The sequence below is a fragment of the Pseudoxanthomonas helianthi genome (assembly GCF_017939625.1).
GTDB lineage: Bacteria > Pseudomonadota > Gammaproteobacteria > Xanthomonadales > Xanthomonadaceae > Pseudoxanthomonas_A > Pseudoxanthomonas_A helianthi.
The window spans coordinates 40,268-65,980 of the sequence record NZ_JAGKTC010000004.1; the positions used below are offsets into that span (position 1 = coordinate 40,268).

General features: G+C 63.2%; 23 protein-coding genes and 1 other RNA gene. 13 read left to right on the plus strand and 11 right to left on the minus strand.

Features of this window, described 5'->3' with window-relative positions; genetic code table 11:
• Window positions 1-120 precede the first annotated feature (120 nt).
• The 12 genes from J5837_RS15135 (at window position 121) to J5837_RS15190 (ending at window position 10,629) form a co-directional block, all read left to right on the plus strand.
• On the plus strand, window positions 121-945 hold the full coding sequence (locus J5837_RS15135) for a 2-keto-4-pentenoate hydratase (RefSeq protein WP_210537623.1): 825 nt from the start codon (window positions 121-123) through the stop codon (window positions 943-945).
• A gap of 33 nt (window positions 946-978) precedes the next feature.
• Complete coding sequence (locus J5837_RS15140) at window positions 979-1,980, plus strand: TRAP transporter substrate-binding protein (protein ID WP_210537624.1); 1,002 nt, start codon at window positions 979-981, stop codon at window positions 1,978-1,980.
• A gap of 11 nt (window positions 1,981-1,991) precedes the next feature.
• Complete coding sequence (locus tag J5837_RS15145; protein ID WP_210537625.1) at window positions 1,992-2,507, plus strand: TRAP transporter small permease; 516 nt, start codon at window positions 1,992-1,994, stop codon at window positions 2,505-2,507.
• A gap of 1 nt (window position 2,508) precedes the next feature.
• Window positions 2,509-3,792 carry a TRAP transporter large permease gene (locus J5837_RS15150; RefSeq protein WP_210537626.1) on the plus strand — a complete coding sequence of 428 codons (1,284 nt, stop codon included), beginning with the start codon at window positions 2,509-2,511 and terminating at the stop codon, window positions 3,790-3,792.
• 95 nt (window positions 3,793-3,887) lie between these two features.
• The gene (locus J5837_RS15155; protein ID WP_244756041.1) at window positions 3,888-4,922 is read left to right on the plus strand and encodes a LacI family DNA-binding transcriptional regulator; all 1,035 of its coding nucleotides are present in this window, start codon (window positions 3,888-3,890) and stop codon (window positions 4,920-4,922) included.
• Window positions 4,923-5,032: 110 nt separating this feature from the next.
• Window positions 5,033-5,887, plus strand: a complete 855-nt coding sequence (gene kduI / locus J5837_RS15160) for a 5-dehydro-4-deoxy-D-glucuronate isomerase (RefSeq protein ID WP_210537628.1) — start codon at window positions 5,033-5,035, stop codon at window positions 5,885-5,887.
• A 42-nt stretch (window positions 5,888-5,929) separates the two neighbouring features.
• Window positions 5,930-6,685: a 2-dehydro-3-deoxy-D-gluconate 5-dehydrogenase KduD gene (gene kduD / locus J5837_RS15165; protein WP_210537629.1), complete on the plus strand. Its 756-nt coding sequence runs from the start codon at window positions 5,930-5,932 to the stop codon at window positions 6,683-6,685.
• Window positions 6,642-7,823 (plus strand): GDSL-type esterase/lipase family protein, encoded by a 1,182-nt coding sequence (locus tag J5837_RS15170; RefSeq protein WP_244756043.1) that lies wholly within the window; start codon window positions 6,642-6,644, stop codon window positions 7,821-7,823. The genes kduD and J5837_RS15170 overlap by 44 nt, the downstream gene beginning before the upstream one ends.
• A 349-nt stretch (window positions 7,824-8,172) precedes the next feature.
• A complete protein-coding gene (locus J5837_RS15175; protein ID WP_210537630.1) occupies window positions 8,173-9,798 on the plus strand; it encodes an ABC-F family ATP-binding cassette domain-containing protein in 1,626 nt (541 codons plus the stop codon).
• Window positions 9,799-10,007: 209 nt separating this feature from the next.
• Window positions 10,008-10,220: a cupin domain-containing protein gene (locus J5837_RS15180; protein ID WP_210537631.1), complete on the plus strand. Its 213-nt coding sequence runs from the start codon at window positions 10,008-10,010 to the stop codon at window positions 10,218-10,220.
• Window positions 10,221-10,406 (plus strand): cupin domain-containing protein, encoded by a 186-nt coding sequence (locus J5837_RS15185; protein WP_210537632.1) that lies wholly within the window; start codon window positions 10,221-10,223, stop codon window positions 10,404-10,406. It begins immediately after the preceding gene.
• Window positions 10,407-10,467: 61 nt separating this feature from the next.
• Window positions 10,468-10,629 (plus strand): hypothetical protein, encoded by a 162-nt coding sequence (locus J5837_RS15190; RefSeq protein WP_210537633.1) that lies wholly within the window; start codon window positions 10,468-10,470, stop codon window positions 10,627-10,629.
• Window positions 10,630-10,781: 152 nt separating this feature from the next.
• On the opposite strand, the gene J5837_RS15195 is transcribed toward J5837_RS15190, so the two are convergent.
• The 9 genes from J5837_RS15195 to J5837_RS15235 all read right to left on the minus strand — a co-directional run bounded on the left by J5837_RS15195 (window position 10,782) and on the right by J5837_RS15235 (window position 22,022).
• The gene (locus J5837_RS15195; protein ID WP_210537634.1) at window positions 10,782-11,633 is read right to left on the minus strand and encodes an HNH endonuclease; all 852 of its coding nucleotides are present in this window, start codon (window positions 11,631-11,633) and stop codon (window positions 10,782-10,784) included.
• 3 nt (window positions 11,634-11,636) lie between these two features.
• Entirely contained in the window at window positions 11,637-13,199 is a 1,563-nt protein-coding gene (locus tag J5837_RS15200) for an AAA family ATPase (protein ID WP_210537635.1), read from the minus strand.
• A gap of 49 nt (window positions 13,200-13,248) precedes the next feature.
• Complete coding sequence (locus J5837_RS15205) at window positions 13,249-16,227, minus strand: TrlF family AAA-like ATPase (protein ID WP_342345558.1); 2,979 nt, start codon at window positions 16,225-16,227, stop codon at window positions 13,249-13,251.
• Window positions 16,228-16,848: 621 nt separating this feature from the next.
• On the minus strand, window positions 16,849-17,259 hold the full coding sequence (locus J5837_RS15210) for a terminase small subunit (protein ID WP_342345559.1): 411 nt from the start codon (window positions 17,257-17,259) through the stop codon (window positions 16,849-16,851).
• An 81-nt stretch (window positions 17,260-17,340) separates the two neighbouring features.
• A complete protein-coding gene (locus tag J5837_RS15215) occupies window positions 17,341-19,389 on the minus strand; it encodes an AAA family ATPase (protein ID WP_210537638.1) in 2,049 nt (682 codons plus the stop codon).
• Window positions 19,390-19,503: 114 nt separating this feature from the next.
• Complete coding sequence (locus J5837_RS15220) at window positions 19,504-19,797, minus strand: hypothetical protein (protein WP_210537639.1); 294 nt, start codon at window positions 19,795-19,797, stop codon at window positions 19,504-19,506.
• Window positions 19,794-20,015: a helix-turn-helix transcriptional regulator gene (locus J5837_RS15225; RefSeq protein ID WP_210537640.1), complete on the minus strand. Its 222-nt coding sequence runs from the start codon at window positions 20,013-20,015 to the stop codon at window positions 19,794-19,796. Before J5837_RS15225 ends, J5837_RS15220 begins: the two co-directional genes overlap by 4 nt.
• Before the next feature lie 67 nt (window positions 20,016-20,082).
• Window positions 20,083-20,841 carry a hypothetical protein gene (locus J5837_RS15230; RefSeq protein WP_210537641.1) on the minus strand — a complete coding sequence of 253 codons (759 nt, stop codon included), beginning with the start codon at window positions 20,839-20,841 and terminating at the stop codon, window positions 20,083-20,085.
• Entirely contained in the window at window positions 20,838-22,022 is a 1,185-nt protein-coding gene (locus J5837_RS15235) for a tyrosine-type recombinase/integrase (RefSeq protein ID WP_210537642.1), read from the minus strand. Before J5837_RS15235 ends, J5837_RS15230 begins: the two co-directional genes overlap by 4 nt.
• A gap of 226 nt (window positions 22,023-22,248) precedes the next feature.
• Here J5837_RS15235 and ffs point away from each other — a divergent pair.
• Window positions 22,249-22,345, plus strand: an RNA gene (gene ffs, locus J5837_RS15240) — signal recognition particle sRNA small type.
• Between the two features lie 368 nt (window positions 22,346-22,713).
• On the opposite strand, the gene nuoN is transcribed toward ffs, so the two are convergent.
• Both nuoN and J5837_RS15250 read right to left on the minus strand, forming a co-directional pair.
• Window positions 22,714-24,177 (minus strand): NADH-quinone oxidoreductase subunit NuoN, encoded by a 1,464-nt coding sequence (nuoN, locus tag J5837_RS15245; RefSeq protein WP_210537643.1) that lies wholly within the window; start codon window positions 24,175-24,177, stop codon window positions 22,714-22,716.
• 12 nt (window positions 24,178-24,189) lie between these two features.
• The gene (locus tag J5837_RS15250) at window positions 24,190-25,701 is read right to left on the minus strand and encodes an NADH-quinone oxidoreductase subunit M (RefSeq protein ID WP_210537644.1); all 1,512 of its coding nucleotides are present in this window, start codon (window positions 25,699-25,701) and stop codon (window positions 24,190-24,192) included.
• Window positions 25,702-25,713 lie beyond the last annotated feature (12 nt).

Here is a 25,713-nt window from a genome sequence, read left to right on the forward strand (position 1 = left end):
CCGAACTCGCGTCCCGACGGGTTTGCGGCGACGCGTCTTGTCAATGACACCGGTTTACCATATACAGGTCGCCGGGCCGAGTCCATCGGCACTGCAGCAAACCGGATCAGGAGAAACCGCTTGGGTACCCGCGACGGAAACGCCAACACAGGCCAGTCCGCAGGCGAGCACGAAGCCATCGCCTCGCGCTTCGTGCAGGCAAGGAAACACGGCCAGTCGCTGCCGGACTTCCCGGGCACCATCCCGCCGGACCTAGTGTCGGCCTACGCGATCCAGGACCTGGCCATCGCGCAGTGGCCCGACGAGGTGGTCGGCTGGAAGGTCGGCTACATCGCGGCAGATCGCCGCGACATCTCCGGCGACGACCGCTTGCTCGGCCCGGTGTTCTCCAGGGCGCTGTGGCCGGCGACGCCGGAGTTGCGCTTCCCGGTGTACGTCGGCGGGTTCGGCGCGGTCGAGGCCGAATACGTGCTGCGGCTGGAGGCCGATGCCCCGGCCGACAAGCTCGACTGGAGCGCGGACGAGGCCGATGCGTTTCCGGCCACTCTGCACACCGGCGTGGAGATCGCGAGCAGCCCGCTGGCCACGATCAACGAGCTCGGCCCGCGCGTGGTGGTCTCGGATTTCGGCAACCACAACGGCCTGATCCTCGGTACCGAAATCCCGGGCTGGCATGCGATCCCTGAAACGGAATTGACCTGCCGGACCCTGATCGACGGCATCGAAGTCGGCAGCGGTGGTGCGACCTTCCTGCCTGGCGGATTGCGCGCGGCTTTCGCCTTCGCACTGGCGCGTTCGGCCCGGCGTGGACGTCCGTTGAAGAAGGGCGACCTGATCGCCAGCGGCAACGCTACCGGCATCCATGACATCCGCGTCGGTCAGACCGCGGCCATTCGCTTTGCCGGCCATGGCGAAATCACCTGTACCGCGATCGCCGCGTCCTGACGCGGCGATGACGTGAAACGCGCGGGAGGGCGCATGATCACTCGCAGAGAATTCCTGGGCGCTGCCTTCGGCGCCAGCGCAGCGACAATGCTGGCCGGTTGCGCGCGCAACGGCCCGTCCGTGAAAGGCGCGCGCCTGCTGACTGCGAGCGACGTGCACGTGAAGGACTACCCCACGGTCGAGGCGGTGCGCTGGATCGGCGAGCAACTCGAACGCGAGACCGGCGGCGAACTGGGCATCAAGCTCTACCATTCCGGCCAGTTGGGCCGCGAATCCGAGGCCATCGACATGGCCCGCTTCGGGGCCATCGACATCACCCGCGTGTATTCGGGTGCGCTCAACAACGCGTTCCCGCTGACCCAGGCACTGTGCCTGCCGTACGTATTCGATTCCTTGCAGCACATGCGCCGGGCGATGGACGAAGGCGTGGGCGATGCGGTGCTGCGCGGCTTCGAGCGGCGCGGACTGGTCGGCCTGGCGATCTACGATTCCAGTGCGCGCTGCTTCTACAACAACAAGCACCCGATCGTCCGTCCCCAGGACCTGCACGGCATGAAGATTCGCGTGCCGGTGTCGGACATCTTCATCCGCATGCTGCGCCAGTTCGATGCGAATCCCACCCCGCTGGCGCTGGGCGAAGTGTTCAGCGGCATGGAGACGCACATGATCGATGGCGCGGAGAACAACCTGCGCAGCTTCCAGTCCAGCCGCCATTTCGAGGCAGCCCGCTACTGGTCGAAGACCGAGCATTCCTACGCGCCCGACGTGCTGCTGATGTCGCGGCGCAGCTTCGACGCGCTGTCCGCACGCGAACGCGAACTGGTCGTGGAAACCGCGCGCCAATCGGTGGCGGTGATGCGCAAGGCCTGGGACGAATCCGAGGCCGTCGCTCGGCAAGCGGTGCTCGCCGCCGGGGTGGAGTTCAACGATGCCGACCTGCCCGCATTCCGCCGTGCCGCGCAGCCACTGCTGGACGCGTACCACCGCAACCCCGAGATCGAAACATTGTTCCAGCGCATCCGCGCACTGGCCTGAGCGAAGACCGCATGAGCACGGACACGAACCTTTCCCGCCTGCAACGCAGCATCGACCGCATCGCGGGCGTCACCATTGCCGTCGCCGCGGCGGCGCTGATCGGCCTGGTGCTGGTGCAGGGCTGGCAAGTGATCGCCCGCTACGTCCTCAACGATTCGCCCAGCTGGACCGAACCGGTCACCCTGCTGTTGCTCAGCACTGCAATGAGTCTGGGCGCCGCTGCCGGTGTGCACACGCGACGCCACTTCAACTTCTCGTTGCTGGCCGATGCGTTGGCACCGGCCCCGCGCCGTGCGATGCGCGCGTTGACGCCAGCGACCGTCGTGGTCATCGGTGCATTCATCGCGTACTGGAGCACGGTGCTGTTCTTCGACGGCCTGCACATCCCCGCGGCCGGCGCCCCGTTGCCGCAGAGCATCAACTACCTGCCACTGGCGCTTGGCGGCGCGCTGATGGCGCTGTTCGGCCTGGGCCAGTTCGCTCACCTGGACGACGCACCGGCACACGCCGCGGCGGAGGAAACCTGACATGGCCATCACCATCCTCTTCCTGGTATTCCTGGTGCTGCTGGTCGTCGGCGTGCCGGTCGCGTTCGCGCTGGCGGCCGCTTCACTGGCGACGCTGCTGTACCTCGGCGAACCGAGCATCGTGCTGGTGCAGCAGTTCTCGGCCGGTACCGGCTCGGCATCGCTGATCGCGATACCGCTGTTCATCTTCGCTGGCGAAATCATGATGCGCGGTGGCATTTCCGAACGCCTGATCGCGCTGGCCTCGTCGCTGGTCGGGCGCATGCGTGGCGGCCTCGGCCAGGTCAGCATCGTGTCGTCGCTGTTTTTCGGCGGCGTCTCCGGCTCGGCGCTGGCCGATGTGTCCGCGGTCGGCGGCACGATGATTCCGCAGATGGTCAAGCGTGGTTACGACCGCGATTTCGCGGTCAATGTCAGCATCACCGCCGCGCTGGTGGCCTTGCTGGTACCGCCTTCGCACAACCTGATCCTGTATTCGGCCGCGGCCGGTGGCGGCCTCTCGATCGCCGACCTGTTCGCCGCGGGCATCCTCCCGGCCCTGCTGATGACCGCGGTGCTGATGCTGACCTGCTATCTGGTCGCGCGCCATCGCGGTTACGGCGTAGAGGCATTCCCCGGGTTTCGCGCGGTCGCATTGCGTCTGGTCTCCGCGCTACCGGGCCTGGGTCTGGTCGCATTGATTTTCGTCGGCATCCGTGCGGGCATCTTCACCGCAGTGGAAAGCGCGGCGATCGCCGTGGTCTACGCATTGCTGGTAACCACCCTGCTGTATCGGCAACTGCGCTGGAAGGAATTCCTCGGCACCGTGGTCCACGCCGCGCGCAGCGCCGGCGCGATCCTGTTGGTGATCGCCGCCGCCGCGGTGTTCGGCTGGCTGCTGGCCTATCTGCAGGTGCCGTCGGCGTCGGTCGAATTCCTGACCAGCCTGACCAACGACAAGAACCTGATGCTGTTGCTGATGATCCTGGTTCTGCTGGTGCTGGGAACCTTCCTCGATCTGGCGCCGATGATCCTGATCTGCACGCCGATCTTCCTGCCGCTGGCCAAGGCCATCGGCATCGATCCGATCCACTTTGGCGTGATCCTGGTCCTGAAGGGCGGCCTGAGCCTGATCAGCCCGCCGTTGGGCTCGGTGCTGTTCGTGGGCACCGCCATCGGCAAGATCAGCATTGCCGAGAGCATGCGGGGAATCTGGCCATTCTGGCTGGCCGGCCTCGGCGTGCTGCTGGTGGTGGCATTCTTCCCCGACCTGTCCCTGTGGCTGCCGGCGCTGCTGAAGTCGTGAGTTCCGCGACCGGCTGTCTCCCGGTGGGCCACTGGGCCTAGAATCCCTACATACCCGCCGTCGCGACGACCATGCCAGGACGCAAGAAGCCCACGATGCCCCCCGCCACGCCGGCGAAGGCCGCGACGATCAACGACATCGCGCGGCTGTCCGGGGTCTCGAAGAAGACCGTCTCGCGCATCATCAACCAGTCGCCGCTGGTGCGGAAGGACACCCGGGAGCGCGTGGAAGCATTGATGCGCGAGGTCGGCTATGCGCCGGACCCGATGGCGCGTGGCCTGGCGTTCCGCAAGTCGTTCCTGATCGGCATGGTCTACGACAACCCCACCGCGCAGTACATCGTGGACATGCAGTACGGGGTGCTGGATGCGCTGCGCGAATCCGCGTTCGAGCTGGTGGTCCATCCCTGCGACACCCGCAGCCCGGGATACATCGATGGCGTGCGTCGCTTCGTGCAGCAACAGAAGCTGCATGGGGTGATCCTGGTGCCGCGCGCATCGGAAGACCAGGCGCTGGCCGACATGCTGGACGAGATCGGCTGCCGCTATACCCGCGTCGCTTCAGTGGCGCTGGGCAGCAACAGTTCGCAACAGGTAATCACCCACGATCGCGACGGCGCGGCCGAAGCCGCCGATTACCTGCTGTCTCTGGGCCATCGCGACATTGCGCTGATCACCGGCCCCTCGGCCTACCGTTCCACCTACGAGCGCACCAACGGTTTCGTCGAGGCCTTGCGCCGGCGCGGGCTGGAACTTCCGCCGGAACGGATCTGCGAAGCGGGCTACACCTTCGAATCCGGCGTCGCCGCGGCCGAAAAGCTGCTGCTGGGCAGCAAGCAGCGACCCACCGCCATATTCACCGGCAACGACGAAATGGCCGCGGGCGTCTATCGCGTCTCGATGCGCGCCGGGATACAGATCCCGCGCGAGCTGTCGGTGGTGGGCTACGACGACAGCCCGCTGGCATCGCGCCTGTGGCCACCGTTGACCTCGGTGCGCCGGCAGACTCGCGACACCGGCCGCACCGCCGCGGCGATGCTGATCCAGCCCGAGGACGCCAAGACCCTGTCGGTGGCCAGCGTCCGCCCGCACCTGATCGTGCGGGATTCCTGCCAGCCGCCCGCGAACTGAGCAATGCCGTTGCGACTTCCACCGTCTTCGTGCAACGCAAAATGACACCGGTTACCTAACCCGCTAGTATTACCCCCATCCTGCCGCCCTCCCTACCGGTCGAGCCCGCCATGTCCCTGTATTGCAAGACCCACTACGCGACCCACCCCGCTGCCGTCGACGGCGCCAGCAACGACGAATTGCGCGAGCTCTACCTGCTCGATGGCTTGTTCGTGGCCGGCCAGATCGTCCTCAAGTACACCCACTACGAGCGTTTCGTGCTCGGCGGGGCCTCTCCGACGGTGGCGCCGATCGCGTTGCCCGCGCAGACCGAACCGGCCTCGGCCGCCGGCCATCCGTTCCTGGAACGCCGCGAACTGGGTGTGATCAACGTTGGCGGCGGCACCGGTACCGTCACCGTCGACGGCGTCGCATACACCCTGGGGCCGAAGGACGGCCTGTATGTCGCCATGGGCAGCGCCGAAGTGGTGTTCGCCTCGCAGGACGCCGCCAACCCGGCCCTGTTCTACCTGGCCTCGACCCCAGCGCATGCCCGCTTCGAAACCAGGCAGCTGTCGATCAAGGACGCGGTTGCGCTGGAGCGCGGTGCGCTGGAAACCAGCAACGAACGCACGATTTACCAGTACATCGTGCCGGCCACGTGCCAGTCCTCGCAGTTGCTGCTGGGCCTGACTGTGCTCAAGCCCGGCAGCGTTTGGAACACCATGCCACCGCATCTGCACGATCGCCGCAGTGAAGTTTATTTTTACTTCGATTTGGGCAAGAACGATCGCGTCTACCACTTCATGGGCGAGCCCGAAGCGCAGCGCCATATCGTCATCCAGAACAACGAGGCCGTGGTATCGCCGCCATGGTCGATCCATATGGGTGCCGGCACCGCCAACTACGCCTTCATCTGGGCAATGGGCGGCGAAAACCTCGACTACACCGACATGCACGTGCTGGACATCTGCCAGCTGAAGTAATGCGCCCCTTGCAATCCGTCCTTCTTCCAGGAAATCGACACCATGGCTAATGCATTCAGCCTCGAAGGCAAGATCGCGCTGGTGACCGGCGCCAATACCGGTTTGGGCCAGGGCATCGCGCTGGCATTGGCCCAGGCCGGCGCCGACATCGCTGCCGCCGGCATCGTCGAAGCGACCGAGACCTGCGAAAAGGTGCAGGCCCTTGGCCGCCGCTTCCTCAACCTGGAAGCGAACCTGGGCACGATCGAGCCAGTGGAACGGCTGGTCGAACAGACCGTGGCCGGATTGGGCGGGTTGCACGTCCTGGTCAACAACGCCGGCCTGATCCGCCGTGCCGATGCGGTGGATTTCAGCGAAAAGGACTGGGACGACGTCATGAACGTCAACATCAAGTCCGCGTTCTTCATGTCGCAGGCCGCCGGTCGTCATTTCATTGCCCAAGGCAGCGGCAAGATCATCAACATTGCCTCGATGCTGTCGTTCCAGGGCGGCATCCGCGTGCCCTCGTACACCGCCAGCAAGTCCGGTATCGCCGGCATCACCCGCTTGCTGGCCAACGAATGGGCCATCAAGGGCATCAACGTCAACGCCATCGCCCCGGGCTACATGGCTACCGACAATACCGCGCAGCTGCGCGCGGACGAAGATCGCAGCAAGGCGATCCTTGACCGCATCCCGGCCGCACGCTGGGGCACGCCGGCAGATCTGGGCGGCGCGGCGGTGTTCCTTGCCAGCAGCGCTTCGGACTATGTCAATGGCGCGATCATCCCTGTCGATGGTGGCTGGCTCGCACGCTAAGCACCGGCTGGCATGGGCAGCGGCGTGCTGCCTAGCCACGCTGCAATGGCAGGCGCAGGCCGCGGCGCCGCGTCACGTATTCGTGGTTGGAGATTCCACCGCCAGCGAATATGGCCCCGAGCGCGCGCCGCGCCAAGGCTGGGGCATGCAGTTGCAATCGTTCCTCGATCCCAAGGCCTGGCAGGTACGCAATCACGCCCAGTCCGGGCGAAGCTCGCGCAGCTTCATCGAGGAAGGCTGGCTGGTACCGGTCGCCAAAGCGCTATCGCGCGGCGACGTGCTGCTGATCCAATTCGGCCACAACGACGAGAAGGTCGAGGACTCGACCCGTTACGACGAGCCTGCCCGTGCCTTTCCGCAGTGGCTGATGCGCTATGTCGAGCTGGCGCGCAGCAAGGGCGCCACGCCGATCCTGATCACCCCGCTTGCGCGGCGCAAGTTCGAACGCGGCAGCAAGACCGACCAGTTGCTCGACACCCATGGCCTATACGCGCAGGCTGTGCGTGATCTTGCGGCACGCGAACGCGTCGGCCTGGTCGACCTGACTGCATCGAGCATGGATTGGCTGCGCGCACTCGGCGACGAGCCGTCCAAGACTTATTTCATGCATGTGCCGGAACAGAACCTGGCCGACGACACCCATCTGCAGGAGCGGGGCGCGGTAATGTCGGCCTGCCTGGTCGTGCAGGGATGGAAGCGCATCGATCCAGCCCTTGCGCCGCAGGTTGTTCGCGATACCGATTGCGGCGCGCCCGGCACTGCGCTGGTGGATCGCCAAGCGCAGCGCCATCCCTCGCGGGTCGTGCACGAGCGGGACATTTCCGTGACCCAGCCAGGGCCGCATGGCGGCGCTGGCACCACCATCGCGTTCCCGTTCTTCGCCGATGCGCCGGAACTGGGTTTCAGTTTCCGCAAACGCGTGCTGGGCAAGGGCGCCGGCATTGGCCTGCACCAGCACCACAAGGACGAGATCTACTACGTGGTAAGCGGCAGCGGCATCTACGAACTGGACGGCACTTCGCAACGCGTGCAAGCCGGCGACGCGATGCTGACCCGGCCCGGCAGTACTCATGCCATCCGTCAGGACGGCGACGAGGACTTGGTGCTGCTGATCGCGTATGCCAATCGCGGACCCTAGCGTTCGGTCGAGGTGCCCGGATCGCTTCGCTTCAGCAGCTTCGCCTCGTCGGCGGCAGGCCGCCAGCGCCGTGGCCTTTGTGACGCTGGAACCGATCGAAAGCCATTTCCTCCCTATTGATGGGCGGTCATCCCTCTGGAGGCGACCGTCATGCGGGATGCCGCGAAGTAGCACGGCATTCAGCCACGCAGCTGAAGCGCTGGCACAATGCGCGTCCGCACCACCGCAACCCGAGTCTGCCTCACGTGTGATCGCCGCATTCCCCTTTGATGCCTGAAAGGCACCGGCTTCGCCCGGCGCCTTCGTCGCTATGCACGCGCCCTGCGCCGTGCCAACCAAGGAGGAATCCATGTCCGACGCACGTATCCGCGTCTCTGGCCTTACGTTTTCGTGGCCCGATGGCACACCCGTCTTCAATGAACTTTCGTTTGCGCTGGCGCCATCCCGCATCGGGCTGGTGGCCCCCAATGGCGCCGGCAAGAGCACGCTGCTGCAGTTGCTCGCTGGGCAGCTGACACCGCAGGCCGGCACCGTTTCCATCACCGGCAAGCTCGGCTATCTGCCACAGCGCATTGTGGTCGATGCGCAGCAGAGCGTTGCCGACCTGTTGGGTGTGACCGACGCCCTATACGCCGTCGATCGCGTCCTGGAAGGCGATGCCGACCCCATCCTGCTGGAACGCGCCGACGGCAACTGGGACCTGCGTGATCGCGTCAACTCTGCCCTGGCCAGCCTTGGCCTGCATCAGGTAACGCTGCTGCGGCAAGCATCCACGTTCAGCGGTGGCGAAACACTGCTGCTGAGGCTCGCGGCGCAGTTGCTGCGTAGGCCGACCGTGCTGTTCCTCGACGAACCCAGCAACCATCTCAGCGCCGCAGCGCGAAACAGGCTGTACCGTGTGCTAGCCGAATTCCGCGGCTGCCTGTTCGTCGCCAGTCACGATCGCGAACTGTTGGAACGAATGGATCAGATCGGCGAACTGCGCCCTTCGGAGCTTCGCATGTATGGCGGCGGCTTCAGCCTTTACCGTGCGGCCACCGACGCCGAGCAATCGGCCACGGACCGCCAGTTGCAGAACCTTCGCAAGGAACTGCGCCGCGAGCAGAGGGAGAAACAGCAGGCACGGGAGCATGCAGAGCAACGCGCTTCGAACGCCTCCCGCAGGCTCGGCAGCTCCGGCCTGCCCCGGATCGTCGCCGGCAATCACGCCCGGCAAGCACAGGTCGCTGCGGGCAAATCGGCGACCGTGCACCAGGCGCGCGTCCAGGAAGTACGCAGCGAGCTGAAGCAGGCCGAGCAGCAAGCTGCCAGCCTGGTGCCGATCCGCTTTTCGCTTCCCGGAACGCGCGTCGGTCCCACCCAGTTGGTTCTCGCCTGTGAGTCACTGCAGGCCTGCCATGAGGGGCGCAAGCTGTGGGGCGACTCAGGCGTCTCCCTGACGATCCGTGGGCCGGAACGCATCGCGGTCCTTGGCGACAACGGCGTGGGAAAAACGACGCTGCTGCAAATGCTTGCGGACCAGCGCGTGCCTGACGGAGGCACGGTCCGCCGCGGCCCCGGCCATCTTGCCTACCTCGACCAGCGCCTCGACCAGCTCGACCCACTGCTATCGATCGCAGAAAACTTCGCCAGGCTCGCCTTGTCGTTGTCGATGCAGGCGCGCTCGGACATCCTGGCCAGGCTGGGCTTCCGCGGCAGGCGTATGGAACTGCCGGTCGGCGCACTCTCCGGCGGCGAACGACTGAGGGCCACCCTGGCCTGCGTGCTTCACGCCGACGCCGCGCCGCAGCTGCTACTGCTCGACGAACCGACCAACAACCTGGATCTGGAGACGCTGCACCCGCTGGAGCAGGCAATCGGCAGTCACGAAGGTGCGCTGGTGGTCACCAGTCATGACCGCAGCTTCCTCGACTCCATCGGCGTTACACGAAGGCTGGAGCTGGATTCCGAAGGCTTGCGCGACGCATCTGCCTAGCTGCCTCGGCGAACAGTCAAAGCAGCGAGGTAGCGCAAAGCTCGGCGCCAGCTACCCGGGAGTCCGAGGAAAGGTGCGCCGGTGTGTATCGAAATGTATTTGGCTCGCGATTGATCGATGTTCGATACACAGCCGCTTGCTGGCGACATCGGCGTGATACGTGCCGGCAGTCGAATGGACCTGTCCCGCCCAACAAATCAGGAGTGCCCATGAAAAACATTCGACTCGTCCCCGCGCCGCTTGCTCTCGGGGGTCTCACGGCTGCGGGTACTGCATTGGCACAGCAACAGGGCGTCACGCGCACCGAACTCCAGCGGCATGACCTCGCTATCCCGGGCCGCGAGGCGATCCAGATCCGCGTCGATCTCGATCCTCGAATCTCATTCCCCCTCCACTCGCATCCGGGCGAGGAAATCATCTAAGTGCTCGAGGGAACCTGGGAGTATCAGGTCGAAGGCAAAGGCGTCATGACCTTGAAGGCAGGCGATGTCCTGTTCGTCCCTACTGGTACCAGGCATGCTGCCCGGAACGTTGGCCAAGGCAAGGCAGCGGAGCTTGCGACCTATATCGTCGAGAAGGGCAAGCCGCTGGTAGTTTTGGCCAAATGAAACGGTATGGACAACGGCGCCATCGAGGCGCACGCAATACGCCGATGTGGGCTAAGCCGCGGTGTCCACCGCCGCCCAGCACCAAAAGTCGACCGGCGAAGACCGGGTGATGGAAAAGATAGGTGTGTGCGTGGGCTATTCATCGGCGGGCACCATCAGCACTGCGTTCACCCGCTACGCGGTTCAATGCCACGAGCGGCTACAGCCGGAAGAGATGGCCTGATGTCCGCTATGGGTCGAAAACGGACCTAACCTGTTCCCGATAGGTCTTAGCCTCTACTGCGCGATGTTCGCTGCCGGCCAGAAGCGGACATCTCGCTCCGGCATGCCCGTGCTAGATCTACACAATCTGCGGGAACGCGGCTTGACCGATCATTACAGCCCAGCCTGAGCCCGAACTACCTCGAAGCCGCCATCACAAAAATCATCGTTGCCCGCCAATGCGCGATAGAGCTTGGCAAGCCAGTAGTTCGGCCCTGACAATTCCTCGAAGTCGACTGCCCCCTCGATCAGCTTCTCCGCGACGCGCTCCGCATTTTCACCCGAACCATAAGCGCGACGAAGCGCGGGATACTGCCCGCCCAAATGCTCGAGGCCCATCCGCCTGTAACGATCGGCGAGGTCGAGCTCGTTGAAGTGCGATCGCAGATGCCTGAAGGTTCGGAGTGCCATCTCGGCCGGTCGCGTCAGCCTGTAGGAGAGGATCAGGGCATCCGCCTCCATGCGCGCGCGCACCGTCAGAAACTCCGTATCTGGGATCACGTCGTAACAAGGGTGCAGAAACATCCGCACATTCGTCCCCTCATCCAGGATGCGGTCCCGTTTGCGCGTGTTGCAGACCGCACAGCTCGGCACGAGATTCTTCGGGAACACCGAGAACTCGGGGTATTGCTCCTTCGGCAGATAGTGGTCGAGCGTCGAGGTTTCGCTGATCCCGCAGAACGGGCACCGCGCGACGCTGATCCGCTTCAGGAGATCGCCGCGGAGTGCCGTCATTGGCTCGGTCTCCACGATGAATGCATGTCGCATTGCCTCTTTCTGCGGGCCGGTTAACGCGGCTTCGTCTAGCCCGCCAACCTCAGGCACGGCATCCTCGTAGCCCTGATAGGCGGCAAGCACCTCCGCGCGCGCCGCCTGCATCCGCCCCCGTCGCGGTTGGCGCTTGGCCGCAGCGATCTCATCGAACACATCCGTCGCATCGACGGCGAGCAGCGGGATCGAGCGCATCCGCTATTCCTCGATTTCATCGCGAATGCTCAGAACGTAGGAACGCGCTGCGAAGCCGAGCTTCCGACCGAATGCCTCTTCGATTTCCTCAAGCGTGCTCCGACGCGCCAGTGCGCTCAGCGTCTCGTGCCAATCGGTTGAGCCGTCGCCAAGATTGAAGACCTCGTGTGTGATGACACCGATATTTTCCGCGAACGTCTCCACACTTGGCGCCACGACGCGGCTCTGATCAGCCGCTCGGCGCAGCACCTGGACGTATTTCGCGGGAGTCTCCTGCAGGACTACCGGCGAGTGAGTGGCGATGATCGCGTAGCCGTCAAACGCCTCCAGGCACGCTCGAACGCTCTTGAGAAATGCAGCGAGCAGCGGCGGATGGAGGTGCGTTTCGGGTTCATCGATGAGAACTAGGGTCGGCTCTGATCCCGAGATGTGTGCTGTGAGTTCGGTGACAATCTTGAGGACAACCTTGTGACCGCTGCTCAGTCCGCGGAAAAGCTCGCCCAGTTCGTCGTCATCGCGATTGGCGTAAAGTTGGGTCAATCCGATGCGCTGGAACGATGGGTCGCGCAGGAGCGGCCTCAAGATTTCCAGCAGGTTCTCCAGGCGGTCGGCTTGGCGGACGCGCTCCAGCGCCGACAAAAACTCTGCCTCGATCTCCGCCGGCGTGCGCAGCCGATAGGCCTGCTCACCGTTCGGCGCGTCATCGTCCGATCGTTCTCGAAGGCCGCAATAGACGTATCCGAAGATTTCTCCGCGCTCTTGGAGCCTCTCCTTCTCCTCCTCGGTGCGCCCAGGAATGACGAAGGTGTCGAACGCACTGTAGGACACCACGACCACGGTCTTGAACGGTGGCGCGGTGCCGACGAACCGACCAGCCGCATCGCCCAACACGTCCTCTTTGCTGCCATAGCCGTATCCGCTCGCCACGATCGCGAGGTTCGAAAGTAGCCGAGTCTTGCCAGTGCCGTTGTATCCGATCAGGGCGTTGATACGGTTCGGCAGCCGACCGCGGCGCCGAAAATCGAAATCGATTGTGAAGGCGTTCGACCGTTGCGCCACCCGCGTCTTGAACTTGACTCTGAACCCCGCGCTTCGCCGTTTCGTCGGGAGAGTAGGCGCACGCAGCAATCGCGCGGCGTCACCGATCGTCCGCTCGGCGCCGCCAAAACGCAACAGCGAAACCCGATAGGCCTCGCTATCTTCAACGCTGGCCTTGATCTCGTCGTCGAACGCGACATCTCGAAGACCTCTGAAGTACGATTCGAAGACGTCTCGCCCGAGTTTATAGATTGTCTCATAATAATCGAGATCGGCACCTAGCGAGGCATAGCCGGCGGGCAATTCCTCAAAAGGCCGCTTGGGCATTTCGGTGTAGCCACTCGTTCGACCCACCTCGATGATCTTGATGCTGCCGAGATCATAGCTCTCATCGGCCGACACATGCAGGGTGACGTGGAAGGTAGTCTTATAGCCATAGTCATCCCAGTTGTCCTGGACGAGCACAGCATGGGGGTAACGATTGGTCGTGGGCGAGTCACCTGACCTGAACTTGACGACAAACCTCATTCCAATCTCCCCCTCGCGGCGAGCGCATCCATTGGTACGACGCGCAAGGTCATCGCTCCAGCCTCACTCGTAGGCGTCTCGCCCGCTCGCGAAATGCCGCCTCGCCACCTTCCAGGATGTCGCAGACGGACTTGCGAATGTCGGCGCTCTCCAAGCCGCCCGCCACGTAGGTGATCGGCGGCAGGCCTCCCGAGGGGTGTGGGCCCGCGGACGCAACGATGATCTGATCTGCGTCAGTGTTGATGACGAGATTGGCGTTGTGTGTAACCATTATCACCTGGCGCTTGGTCTTCGCGGCGACGAACAACGCCACCAGTTCATCGAACACGGATTTGGGATCGAGGTTCTCCTCTGGCTGGTCAATGATCAGCGGCCGATCGTCTGAATCGTCCAGCGCCAGATACAACAGCAGCAGCACGATGCCCCGCGTCCCGGGTGACAGCTTTCGGATGTCGACACCGTCGTAGGAGATCTCGTAGCGAACGGTGATGTGGTCAGTACCAAAGAGCCAGTGCGCAAACTGTTTCGACCAGGTCCGGAATTCCGCCTGCTGCGTCGGCGCGTAAGGAGCATGCGACAACAGGTCTTTCAGATATTTCGCCATGAAGGCCGTCATGGCGGCCTGAACCTCGGTGGCCGATCCCGTCTCCCAGGCTGGTTTGAGCGCTTCCGCGGCGGCCGCGATCAGAGAGCCTCGACCATAAAAGGGCCCGGTCTTACGCCGATCGAGGAGCTCTTCCTCCGCCACCGAGCCCCAGGTTTGAACGTCTGCGATCCTGCGGACCGAGAAACTGAGCTTCTTGAGCGTGCCCGACGATGCTGCAAGCCGGGCCATCAGCGGGGCATAGAGCCCGGCCAGCGCGTTCTGTTCGTTGATGATCGCCTCGAACACCCGGCCGTAGGTGTCGTCGCGTTCGGTCTGCAGATCCTTCCGGCGCGCCGCTGCGCCCTGCGCATCCGTGAGCCGGGCTTCGAGGGTCTGGATCGCGGAGTTCTCTTGCGCGATCCGGCCAGTCAGCGCCGTGTATTGATCGCGGACCAGCTTGTCGGCGCTGAATAGCGCCTCGAGGCGCGACATTTCGGCGACGATGGGTGCGAGCGGCAGCGTTGAGAGATCGACGGCATCGGGAACCAGCGCTACATTCGGATCGCCAGGCGGCGGTGGAACACCATTGAGCTTGCGGACCTCACCATCGGCCCACGCGATGTAAGCCGTGAGACTCTTATCGACGTCACCCTTGTAGATTAGCAGGAACTCGTCCCACTGCTTGGCGTCGAGACCGCTATTACCGTGCCGCGCCTGAGCCTGGCGGAGCATTTCCGGCGCCCCGGTGGCGCGCATACTGCGGACCTCATCCTGCAGGGCGACGAAGGTGCGGCGCTGGTTGCCGAAGGCCTGGATCCTGTTACGCAGCGCCTGGGCAGCCTCGCTGAGCCGTGTGTGACGGGCAACTTGCGCCTCGGTTCCCTTCACAACGAGCTTTGCGCGATCGGCTGTATAGTCGGCGACTAGCTTTTTCTTCTGTCCGAGCTGGGTAGCCAGCGTCGCGACGAGGCTCTCTTTCTCAAACTCAGTAGCAATGCGATCCGAGATATCGCCGATTGCCTCGACTTCGCGCTCACGCGCCTGCCGAAACCGGGCAGTTTGCTGCTCGCGCAACTCGGCGAAATCGAGCGCCCACTCGCGATCATCTTGGGAATGGGAGTCGAAGATAACGCGCTCGATCTCGTCCACGAGCCCGTCGGCGACCCCTTTCGCAGAGCAGAGTTCCTCGACGAACTGCTGGGAAAGATAGCGGGCGCGCGGAAATGACAAGTGGCCGTTGGCGTCGCTACCATCGAGCGCACGTGTAGCAGTCGCGCCACCAGCCCAGGTCAACGTCGCAGTGGCCGTGCCAACAAGCTTGCGCGCCCGAGCCAGGAACGAGGGGCTGATGTTCTCGTCCGCTTTCCAACCGTCCGGTGTGATCGCATCGCAGCCCGCTGCGATCACATCTGCCAAGGCCGTCTTTCCTGATCCCCGTGCGCCGATTATGGCGACAAGGCCGGGATTCAAGGGGATGTCGGGTGTAGTCGCCCACCCGGCGTCGTCAATTCGGAGGTGTGAGATAACCTGCGACGGCATGGCCGAGCGAGGCGGCTGTTCACCGACATAGGCGCGCCCGTCGGGATCGATGCACGCCTGCCGAAGCGCATCGAATTCCAGCCCGCCCTTGATCCATGAGAAGCGATTGCCGAATGGCGAGGCCACGTCGTCGAGCTTGTGCGCGTCACTCCCATGCAGACAGGGTTTCAAGCCGCCATACCGGGAGCGGATTTCATCGGGTCCGAGATCCTTCCGACCCAACCAGAACTCTCGCTGCGCCGGGCTGCCCGCGAAGATCACATGGGCAAAGCCCTCAATCTCGCGCCGGATCGTTTGATCCGCTGCCTCGCGCACGCCCGACGTGCCGTCCGTAGCGCCGCCGGCCACCGCTATCAGAATGTTCTTCTTCGCCCATCCGCTTTCGGAGAACACCTCGCGAAGCTGCTGGAAATTGACCTTGAACTGGCTGGCCCCGTAGGCCAGCGCGGCTCGATCGTCGGCGATCGTAGCGTCGGCCTTCTTACCGAGCCGGATGAGATCAGCACGCGTGCAATCGAAACGATCCTGCATAACGTTGAACTGCAGGCGCGACAGCAGACGTCTTAGCTCTTCGAGATGCTGCGGATCCTCAGGGCTGACAAACAAGTGGGCATTGACGAAACCACCTCTAGCGGTTGCCACGTCAAGTCGCAACTCCACGTTGGGGAAAATGAGCTTGGCGTGTGGCAGACGACCAGTTGACTTGTGGAACAACACTTGTTCATAGGTATCGGTGACGTAGTAGTCCGTGACCGCGATCGCCTCGATAAGCGGCGTCGCATTCTCGAGAGCAGTCAAATACTGGTCCCAAGCATTCGGACCTTGAAACTGGTTGTTCATGGCCGTGCCCGGAGCATGGATATGTGGTTCCCACCTCCGCCACTCCGATCCTCGACTAAACACTTTCCCCCTCCTGGCTCGCCCAAAATTCCAAAAGCGCCAAAGTCTGTGTCGGAGTTTATCTTCACCTAGATTGGCCAACAACCAGGCAGGGAAGCGGCAAGGGCGTCCGCTTCGGGTCGCACCACGCCTAGTTTCTAAGTGCAGGAGAAGCCTGATAAACCCTCTCAACAAGAGTTGGTCATGGCAATTCTTCACACATCTCAGCGCCACGATCCCTGGAACAAGGGAAAGCTGATCGGCCAGAAGGCCTCGCTCAAGCTGAAAGACATCTGGGCTATCCGAATCAGGCTGCAGTTGAGTCAAAAGGTCCGAGACCTTGCCTTGTTCAATCTGGCGATCGATTCTAAGCGCGGTACTTCGACCGGCAGACGGTCGTGGAGATCCACGACTAGGGACGTCTTGCAGCGCGCCGTCGTGGGCAGACCGCCGGCGAGCGGCCGATTCTCAACCATAATGGATCAGTACCCCTAAGTCAGCTTTAGGTCGAAAGGAGCCGTAACCGGCTAGGATCACAGGCCCACTTTGGGACTTTCGTCATACAGCGGCATCATCGAGTTCAGCACGAAAGCCTGCACCGACAAAATCGGTCACGGCGATCGATACGGTCTGTCTAGAACCCGCCTAGCCTCCCATCTTCCTATGCTGGTATGGCAGCAAGGCCGCTGCAAAGCGAATACGCAGGGAAACGGGGAGGTCCTCGCAGTTCATTGCGTCGACCAAGAACTCAATGGCGCTGCTATAAACCCTCTTAGGCATAGCGGGAGACGCCGCTTCCCAGCGTCCTGCCGATCGCCTGAACATAACCGCTACCGCGCGCTGAGATATCTCCAGGTCGAATCCGCCTTTGAGCAGCTCCGCGCGAATACCCGGGTGCTTCATCAGGTTAGTCCCCTGCTGTTTCGCGCCGGCCAAGCTATACCCTGCCGCAATCACCGCCTGACGATTCGACAGGCCATCCAGCTTACCTCTGACGAATGCCATCTGCCTTGGTGTCATTTTATTTACCTCTGAGCGGATAAAAAATATGCGCATGAGGGAACGGGCGGTCTAGGTGTCAAATCGCTCTGAACTTTCGACCCGCCCTCCCCCGTCGTCTATTTGAGGACTGTGTGCTCATTTCTGCGTCGGCAGCGGCGGCGGAAGCGGCAAGAGACCCGACAGCTTTGGTTGGGCATCTTGATCACCTTGAGCACCTTGATTGCCGACCAATGGCATCGGCTTGGGTGGGGGCAACAACGGCAGTCTCCACACCCAAGTACCGCCGCCGAGCTTCTGGGCTTTGACGTTGGTGTCGTCCTTAGCCCTGCGCAGCGTCGCCCAAGAATGCCCTTCGATCGCCCCCTCGCTCCTGATTTGCTTCGGGGGCACTGGTCCGGTGGCCAAGCGATCGAGTAGCCATGCTCGGGCATCACCACGCGCACTATTCGGTGCTTCCATACTCTCCATTTGCGTGAGAAGCGAACGAGCACTTCCTTCTATGGCAGATCCCCAAACCACTTTTGATCCCGTGACTCCCGGGAAGCCCGCCAACTCAGGAAACTCGAGGCTGTATTCAAATCCACCCGTGTTGGGTCCGAGGTTGGACTTGGATCGAATGAAGATTCGACGCTGTGACCCATCCTCCTTGGATTCGGACACGGCCGACATAAACACCAGCCTGGCCAGTGCCACGAAAGCCAGCGATCCGGCGACGCGCTCATTGGCATCTCGCCCCTGCGTACCCTTACTCAAATGGGTGATGCCCAATACGGCGCAGTTGAACTTTGAAGCCAAATCTACCAGCGGTTGCAGGGCGCGACGAGTTTCGGTGTTCTTGTGTGAGTCTCCTCCGACGACCGAGACGATGGGATCGATGATGATCAGCGCAACGCCTGGATGCTTAAGTAGATGATCCTCAAGTAGCGGCAGATCTTTGCTCGGATCAAATGAATACTCTTTACCTCGCTCGGAAATCCCCGTAATAAATTCCACTTTCGACATATCCGCATTGCATGCCATGAAACGTGGAACGAGAACATTCTTGACATCATCCTCGCCGGACCACATGAGCACGTCGCCCCGTCTGGCTTGGGAGCCGTCCGGCCAACGACCGCCTCGTGTGATCGTGGCGCCCAAGTCACATGCCGTGGTCGTCTTTCCGCTGCCTGCGGCCCCCGCAGAGATGTGCATCTTTCCTCGTGCAATCCATCCGTGCCATAGCCAGTCGACTGCCTCCGGAACCACTTGATCACCGCGCTGGATGACCACTTCGGACTGGCCCAAGGCGCTCAAGGTGCTCAAGGGAGTCAACATGGGCAATGCCTGAGTACCCACGTCGTCCCTACTCGTGCCCAGGGCTTGCGGAGTGTCCCGGCACAATGGCTCTTTTGCGCCAGATCTCATCGCACTTTTAATGGTACTGAGCGTCTTTCTCGGGTTAGACCAGCCCTTGGTCGCTTCAACCAATAATCTCTGCGTATCTCCCTCCTCCAATCTGCCAGCACCTACCAAGCGACCCAGGACAAAGGCACCTTTGTTCAACACGTCATTCCGCGAACCTGGAGGCGTTGCGGCGATTTCCTCGATTTTCCGGTTTCTCAGATCAATGGCGAGAAGATCGGTCGAGGGTAAGAACTCCCACGGATACAGCGCGCTTCCCTCAAACATCCAGTAACGGCTTCCGGTGATGGGCAAGTACAACGGCTGCTCCGCGCGGTCACATGCCTCGTCCCACTTGATATCACTGCTCAACGCAGCACGTACCGTGGCAGAGACGCGCTTGAGTTCATCACGGCCCAACGCATACGCCAGTTCGATCAGGATTCGAAACCGAGGCGCGCTTTCCGTGTGGCTTGCCGTGGTGTACATCAGCGCCTTGTATGCCTGCAGCTTTTGATGGAGAAGCACAAACCCTTGCGGCGTACAGCCATCTGCATCCAGCCCCAACCAATTCCGGGGCTGCGCACTTTCACGTGAGCGGTGCGGTTTGCCTAGAACCGCGTTCTCGTATGTTGCGCAGTGTTGCTCATTGGCGACCGCGAAAGGCGTGGCAATCCACTGCTCACCCTTCTTCTGACCAAAGTCGGAAAGTACGGCCTCACGGAAGGCATCGAATGAATCTACCTCCCGGATCTCGGGCAGCGCATCGTAGCGGTTCTTTCCGCGGCTATAGCGAGTTTTCATCTGGCGCCACCTACCAGCGAGATCTGAGCAGGTGTCCGCAGCACTGGCCAGCATTTATGAATACTCATGCCACCTAGACAGCAGTGCGCGCGACCTACCGGAATATCTGGCTCCCTACTCATGGTTCACCGTCCAACCCTCCTCACGCAGGCACTCCAACAACTCGTTGGCCACGAACCAGCGATGCCCGTTGGACCACCTGAACACCTTCTTGGTCCGCGTGCTCGCCAATAACAGCAGCGGTACGGATAACCGCGAGTCGAGGGCGTCCAGGTCGGTCGACTGCAGCGGGCGCCCAAGGACGCTTTCAGCGCGCGTGACGGCCCACTGACAGGCGCGTAACGGAATGTCACTGCCGGCGGGCTGCATATCGAACAGGCGGCGACCCAGCAAAGCTTGCGTGCTCATTTGGCCTCCTTACTGATACCTTGGGCATCCAGCCACTGGAGGACCTCGGAGACGCGCCAAGCGGAGATGTGCCCAGGCAATCGGATCGGACGGGGAAAGTCGCCCGTACGAATGCGGCGCCACAACGTGGCGGCAGCGAACGGCAAGACGGGCAACAAGTCGCGCTGACGGATCAGCGCATTGGGCGGCAACTGCGCCCAGTTGATGGGGTAATTCAAAGTTCTGACTCCATCTGGGGTGGGATGAGTCAGCCTGAAGATTCCGGGAAATGCCTCTCGCCGATATCTAGCCCGAAACTCCTTTCACCTCGAACTTGACCCCCAGAATGGCCATTACCGCCTTGGCAAACTGATCAGTGCTCCTGGGCGGTGGCGGATTATTCGGGTCACGGTTGGTCTCCCGCCAGTCCGCTTCGCGCCGAGGATGAAGATGCTTGAGGTACAGCGCGCCCAGTTCTCGCTCGAACATGTCTCGCGCTGCACGAAACCGTTTGGTGAAGGCCTTAGGAGGCTGCACTCGTTCGCAGACATCAATCACCACTTCCAGAGCGTGAGCAAACTCTTCTCTATGTGGCTCCCAAAGTCGCACACGCACGATGTGTAGCCGCAGCAGCTGCCTGGCTTCCAAGAAAGCGCTCCGCTCTTCCATCGCCGAGATCTGCGCATCGGTCAAGCCGGGGAAAGCATGCAGCGATTGGCTCAGGGCCTGCGCTGCCTTAAAGCAGCCCTGATCATCTTTCAGCTCGGCGTGCTGATTCACCAACCTCTGCACGAGCTTGGCCCGCTGAAGCAGTGTTTCTATGTCGCGCTTCTCATCGCCAACGGAAGCCTGCTTGACCAGCGCGTGTTCCGTGGCGCAGTAGGAACCATGGGCAAGCCAGAGTGCCTCCAGATAAGCATCGCAGTCGGCGACTTCATCGCGATCCAGTCCGTACTGCTCACCGATTTCCAGCAGTTGCTTTTTTTCCGGCGCACTAAATGGTCGGCCACCGACACCCGAGATCGGCTTGGACCTGACCTTACGCGGGCGCCCGCTTTTGTTCACTTCTTGCCACCAGCCGCAAATTTCGCCCAGTCCGCCATCATTGCCGTGCGCTTGGAGAACAGATCCCCGCGCCGATAGGCCGCTTCAACCTTGTCCCCGATCGTATGGGCCAAGGCCATCTCGGCCACGTCCCGCGGGTACTCCGTGTGCTCGGCCGCCCAGTCGCGGAAAGTGGAGCGAAAACCGTGGGGCACGGCATCCACGTCCATGCGGCGCATCAGTGCCGTCAGAGCCATGTCCGAGAGCATGCCGCCACGCTCAGCCGGAAACAGGAGCGGCGTGTGCGCAAATCGAGGCAGCTTCTTCAGCAAAGCTACCGTGCGCGCCGTCAGCGGCACCCGATGTTCCTTGCCTGCCTTCATGCGGCTGGCCGGAATGGTCCAGACATTTTCCTTCAGGTCGATCTCTTCCCACGTGGCCCCGCGTACCTCCCCGCTGCGCGTAGCCGTGAGGATCAGGAACTCCAGCGCGCGCGCACTGGCGCCTTCACGTTTGCGCAGTTGGGCAACAAAGGCCGACAGTTGGCTCAAGGGCAGCGCACGGTGGTGCTCGACCTTGGCCACCTTGCCGGGCTTGGCCAACACCGCATCCAGGTTGCCGCGCCAGCGCGCGGGGTTCTCACCCTTGCGAAAACCCGAGGCTCCGGCCCAGGCTAACACCGCTTCCAGTCGCGCCCGCAGGCGGGTGGCTGTCTCGGTCTTCTCGATCCAGATCGGGCTCAGTATCTCGACGACGTGGCGCAGCTCCACCTGGTCCACCGGCATGTTGCCCACCACCGGCTTGGCATAGGTATCCAGCGTGCTCTTCCATTGCTCGGCGTGCTTGGCGCTCTTCCACTCCGGCCGCTTGGCCTCGATGGTGCGTCGGGCACATTCGGAGAAGGAAGGGGTTTCGCGCAGAACCGTCTTGGCTGCCCTACGGGCTTCGATGGGATCGATCCCCTCCTCGATCTTGCGTCGGGCCTGACGCGCTCGATCGCGGGCCTCAGCCAAGGGAACATCGGGCCATCCTCCCAGCCCCATATCGCGCCGCCGGTTGCCCACGGTGACGCGCAGAATCCAGTTCCTGGCCCCGGAGGGCGCCACACGCAGGTACAATCCCGTCGCTCCGCCAGCGGCATGCATGCCAACCGGCAGGCGCGGTAGCTGGGCCGCGGCGATCTCCTTGGTTTTCTTGGGCATCGCACGTCTCCGCCGAACTCTGCTTTCCCAACATCCCGACCTACAGGCCGAGATGCGATTGGAGGGTACGGTATGCGACTGCGTGAGACAAGCAAGCCCTTGGTATCAAAGGCGTTTCGAGTTTTCTGAGACGGCGTGATACCATCTGAATCGCGGCGGAGAGTGTCCCTCTCTCCGCCAGATTTTTAAGATCGCGTCGTGGACGCATCTCGTTTCTATGGTGACCCCGTCGGTCCCTCGCGACGCTAGATCGAAAATCCCGCCAGGGCCGGAAGGCAGCAACGGTATCGGTCGATGCGGGCGCCGAGGATAGCCGGCGGGGTCATCGCCTTTTCGGGTTTGGTCGATACAGCCAGCCACTCACTGCCCCCGGCCGTTGCGACGGCATCATTGACATTGAACGGGACGCCTCTCGCGGCGCGGCAGCAACGGTATCGACTGACACGGGCGCCGAGGATCGTCGGCGGGGCCGCCGCCTTTTTGGGCCGGTCGATGCATTCAGCCACTCACTGCCCTTGGCCGTTGCGACGGCATCATTGACATTGAACGGGACACCTCTCGCGGCGCGGCAGCGACGGTATCGACCGACGCGGGCGCCGAGGATCGTCGGCGGGGCCGCCGCCTTTTCGGGCCCAAGAAAAAACCGGAGCCAGGCTCCGGTTTTTTTATTTTCGCGGTTGCGGCGAGACGCTTATGCGAACGCCGCCTGGCACCAGGCCATGATCGGGTTCCAGAAGATGCCCAGCACCAGCAAGCCCAGCGCGTTCGCCCCGAACACCAGCGGCAAGGCCCGACCCTCGCGCGGCGCGCGCGCTTCGCCGACCGGCTCGTCGAAATACATCACCTTGATCACGCGCAGGTAGTAGAAAGCGCCGATCACCGCGCAGACGACCGCGAGGATCGCCAGCCACAGGTAGCTGCCGTTCAGCGCCGCGCGCAGCACCGCCAGCTTGGACCAGAAGCCGAGGAACGGCGGCACGCCGGCCAGCGAAGCCATCACGCACAGCACCAGGCCGGCCTGCCACGGGTTGCGCGCGTTCAGGCCCTTGAAGTCGTCGATCTTGTCGGCTTCGAAACCCTGCCGCGACAGCACCACGATGGCGCCGAACGCCGCCGCCGACATCAACGCGTAACTGATCGCGTAGAACAGCGCCGCCGCATAGCCTTCCTTGCCGCCGCCGGCCAGGCCGAGGAACAGGAAGCCGACGTGCGAGATGGTCGAGTACGCCAGCATGCGCTTCAGGTTGCTCTGGGCGATGGCGATCAGGTTGCCGAGCACCAACGACACCGCGGCCAGACCGGCCAGCAGCGGTTCCCACTGCGCCGACAGCGGGCCGACGCCATCCTCGAACAGGCGGAAGGCCATGCCGAACGCGGCCAGCTTCGGTGCCGAGCTGATGAACAGGGTGATCGGGGTCGGGGCGCCCTGGTAGACGTCGGGCAGCCACATGTGGAACGGCGCCGCGCCGAACTTGAAGGCGACGCCGGCGACCATGAACACCACGCCGGTCAGCAGCAGCACGCGGTTGTCGCCGCCTCCGGCGGTGATCGCCTCGGCCAGCGTGCGGATGCCGCCGAGGTTCAGCGTACCGGTCGCGCCGTAGACCAGCGACATGCCGTACAGCAGCAGGCCCGAGGCGATCGAGCCGAGCACGATGTACTTCATCGCCGCTTCGGTCGACAGGCCGTCGTCGCGGTTCAGCGCGACCAGTGCGTACGAACACAGCGCCAGCAGTTCCAGGCCCAGGTACACCATCACCAGGCTGCCGGCGGAGATCATCACCATCATGCCGGCGGTCGCGAACAGCACCAGCACCGGCACTTCGCCCGGGTACAGGTTGCGCTCGCGCAGGTACGGCCAGGCGTAGACCAGCGACAGGCCGCTGACCAGCAGCACCGCGACCTTGGCCACGTCGGCCAGGGTGTCGCGCACGAACATGCCGTTGAACACCGTGCCGTGCCCGCCGCAACCGGCCAGCAGCATGCCCAGCACGCCGGCCAGCAACAGCAGGGCCAGCGCATGGGTGACCACGCGGCGGTTGGCCGGCACGAACAGATCGAGGATCAGCAGGGCGAAGGCGCCCGCGACCAGGACCACTTCCGGCAACAGCGGCATCAGGTCGGCGATGGAAGTGGAAAGCATCGGCGTGGTCATCGTGTGGGGCCCTTACAGCTTGCTGGTGGCGAGCTGCATCGCCAGTTGCGCGATCGAGGTCTGCATCAGGTCGGTCAGCGGCTTCGGATACACGCCGATCGCCAGCACGCCCAGCGCGAACACGCCCAGCACCAGCGCTTCGCGCCAGTTGATGTCCTGCAGTTCGGCGACGTGGTCGTTGGCCACTTCGCCATACAGCACGCGCTTGACCAGCCACAGCGTGTAGGCCGCGCCGATGATCAGGGTCAACGCCGCGGCCACGGCGATGTACGGATGCTTCTGGAAGCTGGCCAGGATGACCATGAACTCGCCGACGAAGCCGCTGGTGCCCGGCAGGCCGGAGTTGGCCATGCCGAAGAACACGAACAGCACCGCGAACCACGGCATCACGTTGGCCACGCCGCCGTAATCCTTGATCATGCGGGTGTGCATGCGGTCGTACAGCACGCCGACGCAGGAGAACATCGCGCCGGAGACGAAACCGTGCGAGATCATCTGCACCATCGCGCCCTGCAGGCCGAGGGTGGCGCCGTCGAGGCTGCCGTTCTCGCGCACCAGGGCGAAGGCGATGAAGGTGCCCAGGGTGACGAAGCCCATGTGCGAGACCGACGAATAGGCGATCAGCTTCTTCATGTCGTCCTGGACCAGCGCGACCAGGCCGACGTACACCACCGCGATCAGCGACAACACGATCACCAGCATCGCCCACTCGTGGCCGGCGTCGGGCAGGATCGGCAGGCTGAAGCGCAGGAAGCCGTATCCGCCGATCTTCAGCATGATCGCCGCCAGGATCACCGAACCGGCGGTCGGCGCCTCGACGTGCGCGTCCGGCAACCAGGTGTGCACCGGGAACATCGGCACCTTGACCGCGAACGCGATCAGGAAGGCGAAGAACAGCCAGGTCTGCTCCTTGGCGTTCAACGGCAGCTGGTACAGGTCGGCGAACTGGAAGCTGCCGCCCTTCAGGTACAGGTAGATCAACCCGACCAGCATCAGCACCGAGCCGAGGAAGGTGTACAGGAAGAACTTGACCGCGGCGTAGATGCGGCGCGGACCGCCCCAGACGCCGATGATCAGGAACATCGGGATCAGCATCGCCTCGAAGAACACGTAGAACAGGATCGCGTCGGTCGCGGCGAACACGCCGATCATCATGCCTTCGAGGAACAGGAATGCGGCGACGTACTGGGCGACGCGCTTCTCCACCGAGGTCCATGCGCCGATCAGCGCCAGCACCGTGGTCAGCGTGGTCAGCACGATCAGCGCCACCGAGATGCCGTCGGCGCCCAGCGCGTACCAGATGTCGTAGGCCGGCACCCAGGCGTGCTTCTCGACGAACTGCATCGCCACGCTGGCCCGGTCGTACAGGCACAGCAGCGGCACGCTGGCCGCGAAGGTCAGCACGGCCACGACCAGGGCCAGCCAGCGCGCCGCGTTGGCGCGGGCGTTGCCCAGGGCGAGGACCAGTGCGCCGCCGAGGATCGGCAGCCAGATCAGAATGCTAAGCAGTGGCCAGTTCGACACGTGCGGTATCCG